Source organism: Streptomyces sp. SM11 (assembly GCF_002910905.1).
Taxonomy (GTDB): Bacteria; Actinomycetota; Actinomycetes; order Streptomycetales; family Streptomycetaceae; genus Streptomyces.
In genome coordinates, this window is the sequence record NZ_NEUE01000279.1 from 24665 (window position 1) to 40638 (window position 15974).

The window sequence follows — 15974 nt, forward strand, 5'->3', positions numbered from 1 at the left end:
GCTACGGCAGCTGTGCCGCCCGCGCCTCGCGCCGGTTGTCACGGAACGTGTTCACCCGTCGCGCCGTGGCGAACAGCGGGATCACCGCGCCGAGCACCACCTGGAGCGCGCAGCCCGTCTGGAGCAGCAGCTGACCGCCCGGCGCGTCGAACGCCCACGCGGCGAGCAGTCCCATCGCGGCCACGATCCAGCCGAGCATCGCCACCGCGAGGATGCCCCGCGGCTTCGGGTACTCCACCCGGCTCACCATCAGCCAGGCCACACCGACGATCGCCAGGAGGGTGGGCGGGAAGGGCAGCTCCAGGAGCACGATCGAGACGACCGTCAGCGCTCCGAAGGGGCTCGGCATGCCCTGGAACATGCCGTCCTTCAGCGTCACGCAGGAGAATCTCGCGAGTCTGAGGACCACCGCCAGCAACACGACGATCGCCGCCAGCGCCGATACCCGCTGATGGGCGTCGTCGGCGACCATGCCGTACACGAGCACGAAGTAGGCCGGCGCGAGCCCGAAGCTGATCAGGTCCGAGAGGTTGTCCAGCTCGGCGCCCATCGGCGAGGAGCGCAGCTTGCGCGCCACGAGACCGTCGAACAGGTCGAAGATCGCGGCCATCAGCATGAGGATCACCGCGGTGGCGGCCGAGTGCCGGGCCATGCCCGTCTCGTCGCTGCCCGTGAGGTGCGGGATCAGAATGCCCGTGGTGGTGAAGTACACCGCCATGAACCCGCACGTCGCGTTACCGAGCGTGAGTGTGTCCGCTATCGACAGCCGCATCGACAGTGGCATGTCCTCCGTGCCGTCGGCGTCGCTCTCCTCGGCGGCCTCCGGTACCCAGCCGGCCTTGGTATCAGGATCAATCACGGTCAATTCGAGTCACCCCCGCGGTGGTGGCCTGACCGACCTCGACCGCGACATCGATACCCTCCGGGAGGTAGATGTCCACGCGTGAGCCGAAGCGGATCAGGCCGATGCGCTCGCCCTGCTCCACCTTCGTGCCCTCGGGGAGGTACGGCACGATCCGACGGGCGACCGCTCCCGCGATCTGCACCATCTCGATGTCGCCGAGCTCGGTGTCGAAGTGCCAGACAACGCGCTCGTTGTTCTCGCTCTCCTTGTTGAACGCCGGAACGAACCCGCCCGGGATGTGCTCGACCGACGTCACGGTGCCCGCCAGCGGCGCGCGGTTGACGTGGACGTTGAGCGGGCTCATGAAGATCGCGACGCGGGTGCGCCCGTCCTTCCACGGCATGATGCTCTGCACCACACCGTCGGCCGGGGAGATGACCCGGCCGTCAGTGATCTCGCGCTCGGGGTCACGGAAGAACCACAGCATGCCCGCCGCGAGCGCGGTGGTGGGCACGGCCACGGCCGCCCAGCGGCCCGACTTGCGGGCGCGGGCCAGGCTGAGGGCTGCGGTGGCGACGGTCGGCAGGAGCCACGGCGATGCTCCGCGGGCGATGCGGACCCCGCCGCGGGGTGCAGAGATAGGGCTGTCGGGCATGGATGACCTTCGTAGCGGATGATGCCGCGCTGGCAACGGGGGACGGCGGCTTTCCGGCGATGCTATCGGTTGCCGGGCGCAACTGGGCAAGCCAGCAGCCGAGTCGGACGGCGGAAAGGCACCCGCCGAGGATGACTCGGTGTGATGTTCTTCGCCACCAAATCCCCTCGAAAGGGGCAATCAGCCCTGGAATCGGTACTCCTCCAAGAGGCGCCGGCCAATGATCATTTTCTGGATCTCGGCGGTACCTTCACCGATCAGCAGCATCGGGGCCTCGCGGTAGAGGCGCTCGATCTCGTACTCCTTGGAGAAGCCGTAACCGCCGTGGATGCGGAAGGCGTCCTCGACGACTTCCTTGCAGTACTCGGAGGCGAGGTACTTCGCCATCCCTGCCTCCAGGTCGTTTCGTTCCCCGGAGTCCTTTTTGCGTGCCGCATTGACCATCATCGCATGAGCGGCTTCGACCTTGGTGGCCATTTCAGCCAGTTTGAACTGGATCGCCTGGTGCTGGGCGATCGGTTTGCCGAAGGTGTGGCGCTGCTGTGCGTACGAAACGCCCAGTTCGAATGCACGCTGTGCGACGCCGCAGCCACGCGCGGCGACATTCACCCGCCCGACTTCGACGCCGTCCATCATTTGGTAAAACCCTCGGCCCGTCGTGCCCCCGAGGACGCGATTGGCCGGAATGCGCAGGTCGTCCATGATGAGCTCGGTCGTGTCGACGCCCTTGTAGCCCATCTTGTCGATCTTTCCGGGGATGGTCAGGCCGGGCCGGACCTCTCCGAAGCCGGGCTCCTTCTCGACGAGGAAGGTCGTCATCGACTTGTGGGGCGCGGTGCCCTCGGGGTGGCCTTCGTCACTTCGGCAGAGAACGGCCACCAGATTGGACGTTCCGCCGTTCGTCAGCCACATCTTCTGGCCGTTGAGAACGTACTCCTCGCCGTCCCTGACGCCCTTCGACGAAATCGCCGAGACGTCCGAGCCGAGCGCCGGCTCGGACATCGAGAACGCGCCCCGCACCTCGCCGAGTGCCATCCGCGGCAGGAACGTGTCCTTCTGCTCCTGGGTGCCGTGCTGCTTGAGCATGTAGGCCACGATGAAATGCGTGTTGATGATGCCCGACACGCTCATCCAGCCGCGCGCGATCTCCTCCACGCACAGTGCGTAGGTGAGCAGCGACTCACCCAGCCCCCCGTACTCCTCGGGGATCATCAGCCCGAACAGGCCGAGTTCCTTGAGCCCCTCGACGATGTGAGTGGGGTACTCGTCGCGGTGCTCCAGCTGGGTCGCGACCGGAATGATCTCCTTGTCGACGAAATCCCGGACCGTGGCGAGGATTTCCCGCTGGATGTCGTTCAGACCGGCGGTCTGGGCGAGTCGCGTCATGGCTGCTTCTCCTGTGGCTTCACGCGGTGGCCTTGAGGCTTCACACGGTTAGTTGGACGGCGTCGGGCGGCCCGGCTGTTCTCCCCCAAGGTCTGAATGGCCAGGGAGGTGCCCCCTCCCGCGCTCCTTGATGTACGTCTCGGTGGGGACCATCACCTTGCGGCGGAACACGCAGACCACGGTGCCGTCCTGCTTGTACCCCTTGGTCTCGACGTACACGATGCCGCGGTCGTTCTTGGACTTCGACGGGGTCTTGTCCAGCACGGTCGTCTCGCCGTAGATCGTGTCGCCGTGGAAGGTCGGCGCGATGTGCTTGAGCGATTCGACCTCCAGGTTGGCGATGGCCTTTCCGGAGACGTCCGGCACCGACATGCCGAGCAGCAGCGAGTAGATGTAGTTGCCGACGACCACGTTCTTCCCGAAGTCGGTCGTCTTCTCCGCGTAATTGCTGTCCATGTGCAGCGGGTGGTGGTTCATGGTCAGCAGGCAGAAGAGGTGGTCGTCGTACTCCGTGACCGTCTTTCCGGGCCAGTGCTTGTAGACGGCACCGACCTCGAACTCCTCAAAGGTGCGTCCGAACTGCATGATCAGGCCTCCGGGGCTTCGAACTTGGAGGTGCGCTGCATGCCGGCGGCCCGGCCCTTGCCCGCGATCACCAGCGCCATCTTGCGGCTGGCCTCGTCGATCATCTCGTCGCCGAGCATCGCGGAGCCCTTCTTGCCGCCCTCCTCGGAGGTGCACCAGTCATAGGCGTCGAGGATCAGCTCGGCGTGGTCGTAGTCCTCCTGCGAGGGCGAGAACACCTCGTTGGCCGCGTCGACCTGACCGGGGTGCAGTACCCACTTGCCGTCGAAGCCGAGAGCGGCGGCGCGTCCGGCCACCTCGCGGTAGGCGTCCACGTCACGGATCTGGAGGAACGGGCCGTCGATCGCCTGGAGGTCGTGCGTACGGGCCGCCATCAGGATGCGCATCAGGATGTAGTGGTAGGCGTCCGCCGGGTAGCCGGGCGGCTGCTGGCCGACGACCAGCGTCTTCATGTTGATCGAGGCCATGAAGTCGGCCGGGCCGAAGATCAGCGTCTCCAGACGCGGCGAGGCGGCGGCGATGTCGTCGATGTTCACCAGGCCCTTGGCGTTCTCGATCTGCGCCTCGATGCCGATCTTCCCGACCTCGAAGCCCATCGTCTTCTCGATCTGGGTCAGCAGCAGGTCGAGCGCCACGACCTGCTGGGCGTCCTGGACCTTCGGCAGCATGATGCAGTCGAGGTTCGGACCCGCGCCCTCGACGACCGTGATGACGTCCCGGTACGTCCAGTGCGTCGTCCAGTCGTTGACCCGGACGACCCGGGTCTTGCCGCTCCAGTCACCGTTGTTCAGCGCGTCCACGATGTGGTGGCGGGCGCCCTCCTTGGCGAGCGGCGCGCAGGCGTCCTCCAGGTCGAGGAAGACCTGGTCGGCCGGGAGGCCCTGGGCCTTCTCCAGGAAGCGCGGGTTCGAGCCCGGCACGGCCAGACACGAGCGCCGGGGGCGCAGCCGGTTCCACGAGGGGGGCGCGGCATGGCCGCTCTGTGCCGGGGTGGTGGCGGGCGACGGGTGGGCGGGCGTGGTCATGCGGGGACCTCCAGAGGGTCGAGCTCGTTCGCTTTCCGGATCTCGTCGACGATACGGCCGATGATCTCGGTGATGCCGAAGTCCTTCGGGGTGAAGACGGCGGCCACACCGGCTTCGATGAGTGCGGCGGCGTCGGCCGGCGGGATGATGCCGCCCGCGATCACGGGGATGTCCGGGGCCCCGGCCTCGCGCAGCCGGTGCAGGACGTCGGGCACCAGCTCGGCGTGCGAGCCGGACAGGATCGACAGGCCGACGCAGTGCACGTCCTCGGCGATCGCCGCGTCGGTGATCTGCTCGGGGGTCAGCCGGATGCCCTGGTAGACCACCTCGAACCCGGCGTCCCTGGCCCGTACGGCGATCTGCTCGGCGCCGTTGGAGTGCCCGTCCAGGCCCGGCTTGCCGACCAGCAGGCGCAGCCGACCCACGCCCAGGTCGGCGGAGGTGCGGGTGACCTTCTCGCGGACCAGGGCGAGTGTGCTGCCCGGCTCGGCGGTGACGGCCACCGGGGCCGAGGAGACCCCGGTGGGTGCGCGGAACTCGCCGAAGACGTCCCGCAGCGCCCAGGACCATTCGCCGGTGGTGACGCCCGCGCGGGCGCACTCGACGGTGGCCTCCATCATGTTCTCGGTGCCCGCGGCGGCCTTCTTCAGCGCGGCCAGTGCCTCGGAGGCGCGCGCTTCGTCGCGGTTGTCCCGCCACTCGTGCAGGGCGGCGACGACCCGGGCCTCGTTCTCGGGGTCGACCGTCATGATCGCGCCGTCGAGGTCGGCGGTGAGCGGGTTGGGCTCGGTGCTCTCGTAGATGTTGACGCCGACGATCTTCTCCTCGCCGCCCTCGATCCGGGCCCGCCGGGCCGCGTGCGAGGAGACCAGCTCGGACTTGAGGTAGCCGGACTCGACGGCCGCCATCGCGCCGCCCATCTGCTGGATCCGGTCGATCTCCGCCAGCGACTCCTCGACCAGCGAGTCCACCTTTGTCTCGATGACGTGCGAACCGGCGAAGATGTCCTCGTACTCCAGGAGATCGCTCTCGTGCGCCAGGACCTGCTGGATCCGCAGCGACCACTGCTGGTCCCAGGGCCGGGGCAGGCCCAGCGCCTCGTTCCAGGCCGGCAGCTGTACGGCGCGGGCGCGGGCGTCCTTGGAGAGGGTGACGGCCAGCATCTCCAGGACGATGCGCTGGACGTTGTTCTCCGGCTGGGCCTCGGTCAGTCCGAGGGAGTTGACCTGGACGCCGTAGCGGAAGCGGCGCTGCTTGGGGTTCTCGATGCCGTAGCGCTCGCGCGTGACGCGGTCCCAGATGCGGCCGAAGGCGCGCATCTTGCACATCTCCTCGATGAAGCGGACGCCCGCGTTCACGAAGAACGAGATCCGGGCGACCACGTCACCGAACTTCTCCTCGGGCACCTGGCCCGAGTCGCGGACCGCGTCGAGCACCGCGATGGCGGTCGACATGGCGTACGCGATCTCCTGGACCGGGGTGGCCCCCGCCTCCTGGAGGTGGTAGCTGCAGATGTTGATCGGGTTCCACTTGGGGATGCGGTTGACCGTGTACGTGATCATGTCCGTGGTCAGCCGCAGTGAGGGCACCGGCGGGAAGACGTGCGTCCCGCGCGAGAGGTACTCCTTCACGATGTCGTTCTGCGTGGTCCCCTGGAGCTTGTCGGGGTCGGCCCCCTGCTCCTCCGCGACCACCTGGTAGAGCGCCAGCAGCCACATGGCGGTCGCGTTGATCGTCATCGAGGTGTTCATCTGCTCCAGGGGGATGTCCTGGAACAGCCGCCGCATGTCACCGAGGTGCGAGACGGGAACACCGACACGGCCCACCTCGCCGCGGGCGAGAATGTGGTCCGGGTCGTATCCGGTCTGCGTCGGCAGATCGAAGGCGACCGAGAGACCCGTCTGGCCCTTGGCGAGGTTGCGGCGGTACAGCTCGTTGGACGCCTCGGCGGTCGAGTGACCGGCGTACGTCCGCATGAGCCAGGGCCGGTCCTTCTGACGTTCGTTCATCGGAGAACCTCAGACGTTGCGGAAGCGGTTGATGGCGTCGATGTGCTGCTCGCGCATTTCCTGGTCGCGCACGCCCAGGCCCTCGCGCGGCGCCAGCGCCAGGACGCCGACCTTGCCCTGGTGCAGGTTGCGGTGGACGTCGTACGCGGCCTGGCCGGTGTCCTGAAGGGAGTAGACCTTGGAGAGCGTCGGGTGGATCTTGCCCTTGGCGATGAGCCGGTTGGCCTCCCACGCCTCGCGGTAGTTGGCGAAGTGGGAGCCGACGATCTTCTTGAGCGACATCCACAGGTAGCGGTTGTCGTACTCGTGGTTGTAGCCCGAGGTCGAGGCGCAGGTGACGATCGTGCCGCCCTTGCGGGTGACGTAGACGCTCGCGCCGAAGGTCTCGCGACCGGGGTGCTCGAAGACGATGTCGACGTCCTCGCCGCCGGTCAGCTCGCGGATGCGCTTGCCGAGCCGCTTCCACTCCTTGGGGTCCTGGGTGTGCTCGTCCTTCCAGAACTTGTAGCCCTCGGCGTTGCGGTCGATGACCGCGTCCGCGCCCATGGCACGGCAGATCTCGGCCTTCTCCGGGCTGGAGACGACACAGATCGGGTTGGCGCCGCCGGCCAGCGCGAACTGGGTGGCGTAGGAGCCGAGTCCGCCGCTGGCGCCCCAGATCAGCACGTTGTCGCCCTGCTTCATGCCCGCGCCGTTGCGCGAGACGAGCTGGCGGTACGCGGTGGAGTTGACCAGGCCCGGGGCCGCGGCCTCCTCCCAGCTGAGGTGCTGGGGCTTGGGCATCAGCTGGTTGGACTTGACGAGCGCGATCTCGGCGAGCCCGCCGAAGTTCGTCTCGAAGCCCCAGATCCGCTGCTCGGGGTCGAGCATCGTGTCGTTGTGGCCGTCGGAGGACTCCAGTTCGACCGACAGGCAGTGGGCGACGACCTCGTCGCCCGGGTTCCAGGCGTTCACGCCGGGTCCGGTGCGCAGGACGACGCCCGCCAGGTCGGAGCCGATGACGTGGTACGGCAGGTCGTGGCGCTTGGTCAGCTCGCTGAGCCTGCCGTAGCGCTCCAGGAAGCTGAACGTCGACACCGGCTCGAAGATCGAGGTCCAGACGGAGTTGTAGTTCACCGAACTGGCCATCACGGCGACGAGTGCCTCGCCGGGGCCGAGTTCGGGGACCGGGACGTCGTCCAGGTGGAGCGACTTGCGCGGGTCCTTGTCACGGGTTTCGAGCCCCGCGAACATCTCCGCCTCGTCCTTGTGCACGGTGATCGCGCGGTAGGACTCGGGGAGGGGCAGGGCCGCGAAGTCCGCAGCCCTGCCCGCGGCGGAGCCGCCCTTCGATTCAGTCTGCGATTGGATCGCGTCCAGGATTTCCTTCACGGTGTTGCCTCCGGTGATGCGGCGTCGAGGGAACGCTTGAGGGGCCCTGCTGGCAGGGGGGTGCGGTGTGGAGGTGTTTGCCGTCGGTTCGGCGGGTGGAGCTCGGCTTTGCCCGGTGGAGCAGAAGGGTGCCTGTGACGCAGGCGTCCGGGCGCGCAGCACGGTGGTTGCGGGGACAGCCGGCGTACGTGTGAGGTCTCAGCACGCCGGCCGCCCGGACACCTTCAACGTATGGCACTCTGTGACACCTGACAAGGCACCCAGTGCCAACAATTTCTCTCACTTGTCATCTCGTGGGCACGCATGAGCAACACGATGGGCGCTACGAGACGTTCTGTCCTGCTGGCGGGCGGCTACCCGGCCCGTCGGTACACATACGGCGTCGTCGTGCCGAGCGCCGTGAAGCCGAGCCGGGCCAGAATCGGGGCCGACATGTCGCTCGCGTCGACCTGGAGGTAGCGGTAGCCGCGCTCGGCGGCCACGGTGGCCCGGTGGGCGACCAGGGCCCGGTACAGGCCCCTGCCGCGCCACTCGGCGACCGTTCCGCCACCCCAGAGACCTGCGAAGCCGGTGCCGGGGTACAGCTCCATACGGGCCGAGCTGACCGGCTCCCCGCCGGCCGTCGCCACCAGCGCCACGAAGTCGTCCGGCGCCCGCTCCAGCCGCGCCAGCACCTGGTGGCGCAGCCGGCCCGCGTCCGTGCCGAACGCCCGCTCGTGGGCCAGCGCCATCAGCTCCACCCCGGCCGCGTCGGTCACCGGACGCAGGACGACACCATCGGGCAGCCCGGCCCCGGGCCGGGAGGTCAGCGCCTCGACCGGGGCGACCAGCAGGGTTTCCGGCGGATCCGGTACGAATCCGGCCGCCCGCAGCCGGTCGCCCAGGTCGGCCGGCCGGTCATGGGAGTAGAGCTTCCACTCGAACTCCTCGTGGCCGAGCGCGGTGTAGTGCTCGATCTGGGCCCTGATCGCCGCGTCGGCCCCCGCGGTGTCCAGTGCCTGGTCCGACCAGACGACCCCGTTCCAGTCGTCGGGGCCGCCGACCTGGCGCACCAGGGGCCCGGCGCGCTCCACCCCGACCCCGGGGCCCTCGGCGCAGGCGTGTTCCCGCATCGTGCGGTCGTACAGGTCACGTACTTCATCGGTTCGCATGGGCGAACCACACCACGGGCCCGGGGCCACCGCGAACGGGTTCACGCCCCGGCCCGCAGGGACCCTCAACGCTCCTTGAGCGCCTGCTGGATCGTCCGCATGACCTCGTCCAGCGGGGCGTCGGTGCGCGCCACCGCCACAAGGACCTCGCCGTCCGCGGCCACCGTCGCGGCAGGGGCCCGCTCGGGCTCGGCCCCCGCGGTCCGCCCCGCTCCGATGCCCGTGCCGAAGGTGTCGCGCACGATGGCGAAGGCGCGGTCGAGCTGGGCCTCCACATCGCCCTGGCCGCCCGCCCGCAGCCAGCGGCGGAGCACATGGTTGTGCGCGGTGACCACGGCGGACGCGGCGACCTCCGCGAGCAGCGGGTCGTCGTTGCCCACATGGTGGTCGCGCTCGTCGAAGTGGCCCAGGAGATAGCGGGTGAACAGCCGCTCGTAGCGGGCCACCGACGCGATCTCGGCCTCCCGGAGGGTCGGCACCTCACGGGTCAGTTTGTAGCGGGCCACGGAGACGGCGGGCTTGGCCGCGTACATCTTCATGACTTCCTTGATGCCGCGGCAGACGGTGTCGAGCGGGTGCTCGTGCGCGGGGGCGGCGTTGAGGACGGCCTCGGCCCTGACGAGGGTGTCGTCGTGGTCCGGGAAGATGGCCTCTTCCTTGGAGCGGAAGTGGCGGAAAAAGGTCCGTCGGGCGACGCCCGCGGCGCCCGCGATCTCGTCGACGGTGGTTGCCTCGTAGCCCTTCGTGGCGAAGAGCTCCATCGCGGCGGCGGCCAGTTCGCGGCGCATCTTGAGCCGTTGGGCGGCGGCGCGCGTCCCCGCGGTGGTGGTCTCCGGGGCGTCGGTCGCGGCGGTGGCACGGGGTGACTTGGCGGGCTGGGACATGGCATGAACGTAACGCATCGGCGCAGGAGAGCGCGCCTGCGGGGGCGGGCCGCCGGAGGGTCCCAGCAGCCCGCCCCACCCGGCTCCCGGGTCAGCGACGGGCATATTCGCGGAAGCCGCGCCCCGTCTTGCGGCCGAGGCAGCCCGCGGCGACCAGGTGCTCCAGCAAAGGCGCGGGAGCCAGGCCCGGATCGCGGAACTCCGCGTGCAGCACCTTCTCGATGGCCAGCGAGACGTCCAGACCGACCACGTCGAGCAGTTCGAACGGACCCATCGGGTAGCCGCCGCCCAGCTTCATCGCCGCGTCGATGTCGTCCAGCGAGGCGTAGTGCTCCTCGACCATCTTGATCGCGTTGTTGAGGTACGGGAACAGCAGCGCGTTCACGATGAACCCGGCCCGGTCCCCGCAGTCCACCGGGTGCTTGCGGATCTTCGCGCACACCGCGCGGACCGTGGCGTGCACATCGTCGGCGGTCAGGACCGTACGGACGACCTCGACCAGCTTCATCGCGGGCGCCGGGTTGAAGAAGTGCATCCCGATGACGTCCTGGGGGCGCGCGGTCGACCGGGCGATGGCGACGACCGGCAGCGAGGAGGTGGTGGTGGCGAGCACCGCGCCCGGCCGGCAGACCTTGTCCAGCGCGGCGAACAGCTGCTGCTTGATCTCCAGGTCCTCGGCGACCGCCTCGACGGCGAGGTCGACCTCGGCGAACGCGTCCAGCGAACCGGCCGCCGTGATCCGTGCCAGCGTCTCGTCCCGGGCCCCGGCGGTGAGCCGCCCCTTGGCCACCGAACGCTCCAGCGACTTCGCGATCCGGCCCTTGGCGACGTCGGCCTTCTCCTGGGACCTGGCCGCCAGCACCACGCCGTAACCGGCCTTCGCGAAGACCTCCGCGATCCCGGAGGCCATGGTGCCGGAGCCCGCGACGCCGACGGACGCCACATCGCGCCCGGCCCCGGAGGCGGCGTCCGCCGCCGGGGTCAGCGCGTCGGGCACCACGTCCTGGCCGCCCGGGGCGTCGTACGTGTAGAAGCCGCGCCCGGCCTTGCGGCCGGTCAGGCCCGCGCCGCTGAGCTGCCCGAGGACGGGGGCCGGGGCGTGCAGCCGGTCGTGGGACTCGGCGTACATCGCCTCCAGGACGGTACGGGCGGTGTCGATCCCGATCAGGTCCAGCAGGGCGAGGGGGCCCATCGGCAGCCCGCAGCCCAGCTTCATCGCGGCGTCGATGTCCTCGCGGGAGGCGTAGTGCGACTCGTACATCGCGGCGGCCTGGTTGAGATAGCCGAAGAGCAGCCCGTCCGCGACGAACCCGGGCCGGTCGCCGACCGCGACGGGCTCCTTGCCCAGCTCCCGGGCCAGCTTGGTGACGGCCTCGACGGCGGGCGGCGCGGTCAGCACCGAGGAGACCACCTCGACCAGCTTCATCGCGGGCGCCGGGTTGAAGAAGTGCAGGCCGAGGACGCGTTCGGGGTGCTGGGACTCGGCGGCCAGCCGGGTCACCGACAGGGCGTTGGTGCCGGTCGCCAGGATCGCGGTGGGGGAGACGATCGCGTCGAGCTCCCGGAACACCTGCTGCTTGATCTCGTACGTCTCGGGCACCACCTCGATGACCAGCTCGGCCTCGGCGGCGGTGCGCAGTTCGTCGGACGTGCGGAACCGGGCCAGGGCGTCGCTCCGCTCCTGTTCGGTGATCCGTCCACGGCTCGCGGCCCGTGCGGTGGACGTTTCGAGGGAGGCGACGGCCCCCAGGGCGGCCGCCTCGCTGATGTCGATGCCGATGACCTCGCGGCCCGCCAGGGCCAGGACCTCGGCGATGCCGGTGCCCATGGTGCCGAGGCCGACGACGGCGATGGTGGAGAGAGGGGTGTCCATCACGGGACTCCAGAGTGAGTGACGACTGGGGGAGCACGGAACGCGCGGCGATGAGGGAGCGGCGCGTGGCGTGCGGAAGTTGCGTGTCGTGGAGCACGAGGCCGACGCGCGAGAGGCGCGCCCGGCCGTGAGGGGTGACGGACTCTGTCCCGGAGCCGCGTCGCACGGAAAAGCCGAACCGACAAGCACTCCGGATGGCTGCGTCACCAGGCCACCGGAGCCTGCGGGGAGTGTGCCCCGCTCAGATGAGACTAACTGGCGAGTAACGAGCGCGCCACCCCTGGATCCTTGTGCCCTGGACCACATGGACTCCGCGATGACTCCCCGATGCGGCCCGCACGGAACGTGTCCGTCGATACGCTGAGCGTCATGGATGAGGAGTTCCGTTCACTCATGGACCGGCTGGAACCCGAGGCGGCAGGGTCACCGCAGTACGCCCGGCTCGTCGCCACCGAGGACCCCGAGGAACTGGCCCTGGTCCTCGTGGAGCCGCACCGGCCCCTGTGGGCCCGCGAGATGGCCGCCTTCCGGCTCGGCTGCGCGGGCGACCGGCGGGCATTCGAGGCGCTGGTGCTGCTGCTCAACCACCGCGACCCCGAGCGCTGCGTATCCGCCGCCCACGCCCTGGCCCGCCTCAACGACCCCCGCACCCCGAGGGCGGCCGCCGCCCTCGCCACCAACGCCCTGCGCACCGCCTACGCCCTGCACCCGGTGCGCCTGCTGACCGACCTGCGGGCTCCCGAGTCGGTCCCCGCCCTGGTCGTCACCCTCCAACGCCTGCTGGCCCCCGGCGACCCCCACTGGCGCGTGGCCCTGGCCTGTGTCGAGGGCCTCGGCCACCTCGCCGACGAACAGGCCCGCCCGGTCCTCACGGCGGCCCTCCCGCATCCCCGCCTCGGCCCGGCCGCGGCGGAGGCGCTCAGCCGGCTGCCGGAGCGGTGAGCGGGCGGACGTAGCGCACCTCCGGCACCATGACCCCGCCGGCCGCGAAGTCCTCCTCCGCCCCGTCCGGCCGGAACCCGGCCCGCTCGTAGAACCGGCGCGCCGCCGCGTTCTCCCGGAGCACCCACAGCGCCATGCCGGGAGAACCGGCGACGGCGGCGCGGGCCGTCAGCTCGGTCAGCAGGGCGCGGCCGGTCCCGGTCCCGACGTGCTCGGGCAGCACGTAGATCGCGTACAGCTCGCAGCCGGGCAGCAGGCGGCCCGCGGCGCGGTGCGGGCCGGTGCAGGCCCAGCCGGTCACCGCGCCGTCCGGCCGTTCCGCCACCACGTGGACGGTATCGCCGCGTTCGGCGAAGTGCGCGCGTCGTTGCTCGGTCTCGCGGCCGATGTCCATCGCGTCCAGGTACGGCCCCGGAATCATGCCCCGGTACGCGTGCTGCCAGCCGCGCACCCGGATCGTGGCGACCGCCTCGCAGTCCTCGATCCGCATGTCGCGGACGGTGGTGCCGGCCGGGCGCGGGGGAGTGGTGGAGTGCCTCATGGCGGTCCATCCTCGCGTGCGACCCGTGAAGCGCGCGCCCTGTTTTCCGGTGGGCCCGCCCCGGCCGGGCGGCCGGGGCGGGCCCGTCAGGCTCAGTGGCGGAAGCCGAGCAGGCCGTGCAGGCGGCTGCCCTTGCTGTTGTCCACCGACTGGGCCGCCGCCTTCTCGGCGGGCAGCGGCTCCGGGTCCGGGAGAGCGGCGCAGACCGCGTCCGCCCCGCCCCGGCCGCGCGGGACCGTTCCGTCGGTCAGATAGGCCGTCAGGTGCTTGTCCAGGCAGTCGTTGCCGCTCAGCGTGATGCCGTGGTTGCCGCCGCCCTCCTCCACGACGAGGCTGGAGCCCTTGAGCTTGCGGTGCATGCTGACCGCGCCGCCGTACGGGGTCGCCGCGTCGTCCGTGGCCTGGAGGATGAGCGCCGGGGGCAGCTGACGGTTGTTCACCCGGACCGGGCGCAGCGGCGCCACCGGCCAGTTCGCGCACGGCGCGTTGTACCAGGTGTTGTTCCAGGTCATGAACGGCGCCTTCTTGTGGATCCGGCGGCTGTCGTTGCGCCAGGTGCTCCAGTGCTCGGGCCAGCCGGCGTCACGGCACTGGACGGCGGTGTAGACCGAGTAGCCGTTGTCGCCGCTCGCGTCGACCGCGCCGAAGTTCTCGTACACCTCGACCAGCGCCTCGGCGTCCCGGTTCTTCACGTACGCGGCGAACGCCTCGGCGAGGTAGGGCCAGTAGCCGTTGTAGTACCCGCCGGGCAGGAAGGTGTCCTCCAGCTCGCTCGCGCCGACCGTGCCGCCCGCGGGCTCCCGTGCCACGTCCGCCCGCATCCGGTACCAGGCGGCCTCGACACCTGCCGGATCGGTGCCCAGGCCGTACGCGGCGTCGTTCTTCGCGACCCAGGCGGCGAAGGCCTTGTGGCGGTCGTCGAACGCGGGGTCCTGGCCGAGGTTGCCCTCGTACCAGACGTCGTCCGGGTCGACGACCGAGTCCAGGACCAGGCGGCGCACACGCTCCGGGTACAGCTTGGCGTAGACCGCGCCGAGGTAGGTGCCGTAGGAGTAGCCGAAGTAGTTGATCTGCCGGGAGCCCAGCGCCCGGCGGATCACGTCGAGGTCCTCGGCGGCGCTGACCGTGTCCATGTACGGCAGCACGTCGCCGTGCTTCTCCCCGCAGGCCCTGGCGAAGGACTCCGCCCGGTCGCGGTTGATCCGCTCCGAGCGGAAGGAGTCCGGCACCGAGTCCGGGCGCACCGGATCGAAGTGTCCGGGCAGGCAGTTCAGGGCCGGGGTGCTCCTGCCGACCCCGCGCGGGTCGAAGCCGATCACGTCGTACTGGGCGGCGACCTTCTTCGGCAGCGAGGACGCCACGAACCCGGCCATCGACAGGCCGCTGCCGCCCGGACCGCCCGGGTTGACCAGCAGCGGGCCCTGGAAGGTCTTCGCGGTGTGCGGGATGCGGGACAGGGCGAGCGTGACCTGACGGCCCGACGGCCGGCGGTGGTCCAGCGGGGCGCGGACCTTCGCGCACTGGAGCGTCGGGTACCTCTCGGTCGGACAGTCGGTCCACTTGAGCTTCGGGGCGGGCGGTGCGCTTGCCGCGGTGGCGGCGGCCGGCGCGGGCGCGGCGGTCAGCAGACCGGCGACGGTCGCACCGACGGCGACCAGGATTCCTGCACGTTTTGTCATGGGGCCTCCCGGGGTGGCGGGACGCGGCGCCGGATCACCGGTCCCCGCCGCATGCTCCCCGAATTCCCCGGCGGACGGATCCGTTCCGCGCGGAGTCGACCCGTACGGTCACGCCATCGGCCCTGCGCGCGGTCCCCCGGACTCCGACGCGGACCTCACAGCAGGGTCAGCTGGGTGGGTCCCGGCTCCGGTGCAGCGGCCGGAGCCGGGCCGATCCGCCGGGCCTCGCCCCGGTGCGCCGGGCCGATCCCGAACTCGTCCGCCAGCTCGTGCACCTGACGCGTGATCCGGCGCTGGTACCAGGTGGGGGCGTACGCCCCGTCCACGTACATCCGCTCGTAGCGCTCCACCAGACGCGGGTGGTGCTGCCCCAGCCAGTGCAGGTACCACTCGCGCGCGCCGGGGCGCAGATGCAGCACCAGCGGGGTCACCGAGGCCGCTCCCGCCTTCGCGACGGCGGCGACGGTGGCGCGCAACTGCTCCGGGCGGTCGCCGAGGAACGGGATGACCGGGGCCCCTCAGTTGTGAGCTGTTGCTGGTTTGGTGTGCGTGAGTGGGTTGTGGCGCCAGGGGGTGGGTCCGGTGGTGTGACGGGTGAGGGCGGGAAACCGGGTACGGGTGTTCTGGGGTCGAATGGGTGACCTTGATGATGGTTGCTCGTTGTGCCGGGTGACAGGTTGCACGGCTTTGGGGCGGGGGTGTGGTGGTGGATGGTGTGCGCGCGTTGGCGGCCCGTTCGTGGTGCCCGGACCTTCGGGGGTGGCGGTCCGGGACCGTCTCAAACACCTCACCCCGCAGGATGAGCGGGTGCTGCGGGCGGTCGGTGAACATCAGGGCGTGCTCGCTTCACGTGACCTGAAGGTTCGCTGCGCGCAGGGTCTGGAACCTGGTGCTGATTCCTGGGCTGCGCGTAAGCGGGGGCTGACGAAGGTGTCGTCGTCGCGGATCGCCGGGGCGATCACCAAGGCCAGTCATGATCAGTGGGCGCTCGCCCGTCGCTGCCAGGCCGCACACATCCGGTCGCTGGAG

Annotated in this window: 13 protein-coding genes and 2 pseudogenes; 2 read left to right on the top strand and 13 right to left on the bottom strand. The window is 70.2% G+C overall.

Annotation, left to right across the window (positions count from 1 at the left end):
- Position 1: 1 nt before the first annotated feature.
- From pssA to B9S58_RS30760, 10 genes are all read right to left on the bottom strand, one after another.
- Positions 2-865: a CDP-diacylglycerol--serine O-phosphatidyltransferase gene (pssA, locus tag B9S58_RS30715; protein ID WP_181009515.1), complete on the bottom strand. Its 864-nt coding sequence runs from the start codon at positions 863-865 to the stop codon at positions 2-4.
- On the bottom strand, positions 852-1499 hold the full coding sequence (locus B9S58_RS30720) for a phosphatidylserine decarboxylase (protein ID WP_030588983.1): 648 nt from the start codon (positions 1497-1499) through the stop codon (positions 852-854). The genes pssA and B9S58_RS30720 overlap by 14 nt, the downstream gene beginning before the upstream one ends.
- A 180-nt stretch (positions 1500-1679) precedes the next feature.
- Positions 1680-2885, bottom strand: a complete 1206-nt coding sequence (locus B9S58_RS30725) for an acyl-CoA dehydrogenase family protein (RefSeq protein WP_103535210.1) — start codon at positions 2883-2885, stop codon at positions 1680-1682.
- 48 nt (positions 2886-2933) lie between these two features.
- The gene (locus tag B9S58_RS30730; RefSeq protein ID WP_103535211.1) at positions 2934-3470 is read right to left on the bottom strand and encodes a MaoC family dehydratase; all 537 of its coding nucleotides are present in this window, start codon (positions 3468-3470) and stop codon (positions 2934-2936) included.
- Positions 3471-3472: 2 nt separating this feature from the next.
- A complete protein-coding gene (locus tag B9S58_RS30735; protein WP_258045143.1) occupies positions 3473-4495 on the bottom strand; it encodes a CoA ester lyase in 1023 nt (340 codons plus the stop codon).
- Entirely contained in the window at positions 4492-6504 is a 2013-nt protein-coding gene (locus B9S58_RS30740) for a protein meaA (RefSeq protein ID WP_103535212.1), read from the bottom strand. Before B9S58_RS30740 ends, B9S58_RS30735 begins: the two co-directional genes overlap by 4 nt.
- Positions 6505-6513: 9 nt before the next feature.
- Positions 6514-7875, bottom strand: a complete 1362-nt coding sequence (ccrA, locus tag B9S58_RS30745) for a crotonyl-CoA carboxylase/reductase (protein ID WP_103535213.1) — start codon at positions 7873-7875, stop codon at positions 6514-6516.
- Positions 7876-8228: 353 nt separating this feature from the next.
- Positions 8229-9026, bottom strand: a complete 798-nt coding sequence (locus B9S58_RS30750; protein ID WP_103535220.1) for a GNAT family N-acetyltransferase — start codon at positions 9024-9026, stop codon at positions 8229-8231.
- Between the two features lie 65 nt (positions 9027-9091).
- Entirely contained in the window at positions 9092-9910 is an 819-nt protein-coding gene (locus tag B9S58_RS30755) for a TetR family transcriptional regulator (protein WP_103535214.1), read from the bottom strand.
- A gap of 91 nt (positions 9911-10001) precedes the next feature.
- Positions 10002-11783, bottom strand: a complete 1782-nt coding sequence (locus B9S58_RS30760) for a 3-hydroxyacyl-CoA dehydrogenase family protein (protein ID WP_103535215.1) — start codon at positions 11781-11783, stop codon at positions 10002-10004.
- Positions 11784-12152: 369 nt separating this feature from the next.
- On the opposite strand from B9S58_RS30760, the gene B9S58_RS30765 reads away from it, so the two are divergent.
- Entirely contained in the window at positions 12153-12725 is a 573-nt protein-coding gene (locus B9S58_RS30765; protein ID WP_374935722.1) for an adenylosuccinate lyase, read from the top strand.
- Here the strand turns inward: B9S58_RS30765 and B9S58_RS30770 are convergent.
- The 3 genes and pseudogenes from B9S58_RS30770 to B9S58_RS30780 form a co-directional block, all read right to left on the bottom strand.
- Positions 12703-13266, bottom strand: a complete 564-nt coding sequence (locus tag B9S58_RS30770) for a GNAT family N-acetyltransferase (protein ID WP_103535216.1) — start codon at positions 13264-13266, stop codon at positions 12703-12705. The genes B9S58_RS30765 and B9S58_RS30770 overlap by 23 nt on opposite strands.
- Positions 13267-13358: 92 nt before the next feature.
- Positions 13359-14945: an alpha/beta hydrolase gene (locus tag B9S58_RS30775; RefSeq protein ID WP_103535217.1), complete on the bottom strand. Its 1587-nt coding sequence runs from the start codon at positions 14943-14945 to the stop codon at positions 13359-13361.
- Between the two features lie 155 nt (positions 14946-15100).
- Positions 15101-15460, bottom strand: a pseudogene (locus B9S58_RS30780) (radical SAM protein); the annotation flags it as partial.
- 244 nt (positions 15461-15704) lie between these two features.
- On the opposite strand from B9S58_RS30780, the pseudogene B9S58_RS38530 reads away from it, so the two are divergent.
- A pseudogene (locus B9S58_RS38530) lies at positions 15705-15974 on the top strand (IS200/IS605 family accessory protein TnpB-related protein); the annotation flags it as partial.

Excerpts from the sequence above, each read along its gene's own strand:
- B9S58_RS30735 (WP_258045143.1), bottom strand. The coding sequence starts at position 4,495 with ATGACCACGCCCGCCCACCCGTCGCCCGCCACCACCCCGGCACAGAGC.
- B9S58_RS30770 (WP_103535216.1), bottom strand. The coding sequence starts at position 13,266 with ATGAGGCACTCCACCACTCCCCCGCGCCCGGCCGGCACCACCGTCCGC.
- B9S58_RS30725 (WP_103535210.1), bottom strand. The coding sequence starts at position 2,885 with ATGACGCGACTCGCCCAGACCGCCGGTCTGAACGACATCCAGCGGGAA.
- B9S58_RS30720 (WP_030588983.1), bottom strand. The coding sequence starts at position 1,499 with ATGCCCGACAGCCCTATCTCTGCACCCCGCGGCGGGGTCCGCATCGCC.
- B9S58_RS30730 (WP_103535211.1), bottom strand. The coding sequence starts at position 3,470 with ATGCAGTTCGGACGCACCTTTGAGGAGTTCGAGGTCGGTGCCGTCTAC.
- B9S58_RS30755 (WP_103535214.1), bottom strand. The coding sequence starts at position 9,910 with ATGTCCCAGCCCGCCAAGTCACCCCGTGCCACCGCCGCGACCGACGCC.
- B9S58_RS30740 (WP_103535212.1), bottom strand. The coding sequence starts at position 6,504 with ATGAACGAACGTCAGAAGGACCGGCCCTGGCTCATGCGGACGTACGCC.
- B9S58_RS30750 (WP_103535220.1), bottom strand. The coding sequence starts at position 9,026 with ATGCGAACCGATGAAGTACGTGACCTGTACGACCGCACGATGCGGGAA.
- B9S58_RS30765 (WP_374935722.1), top strand. The coding sequence starts at position 12,153 with ATGGATGAGGAGTTCCGTTCACTCATGGACCGGCTGGAACCCGAGGCG.
- B9S58_RS30760 (WP_103535215.1), bottom strand. The coding sequence starts at position 11,783 with ATGGACACCCCTCTCTCCACCATCGCCGTCGTCGGCCTCGGCACCATG.
- B9S58_RS30775 (WP_103535217.1), bottom strand. The coding sequence starts at position 14,945 with ATGACAAAACGTGCAGGAATCCTGGTCGCCGTCGGTGCGACCGTCGCC.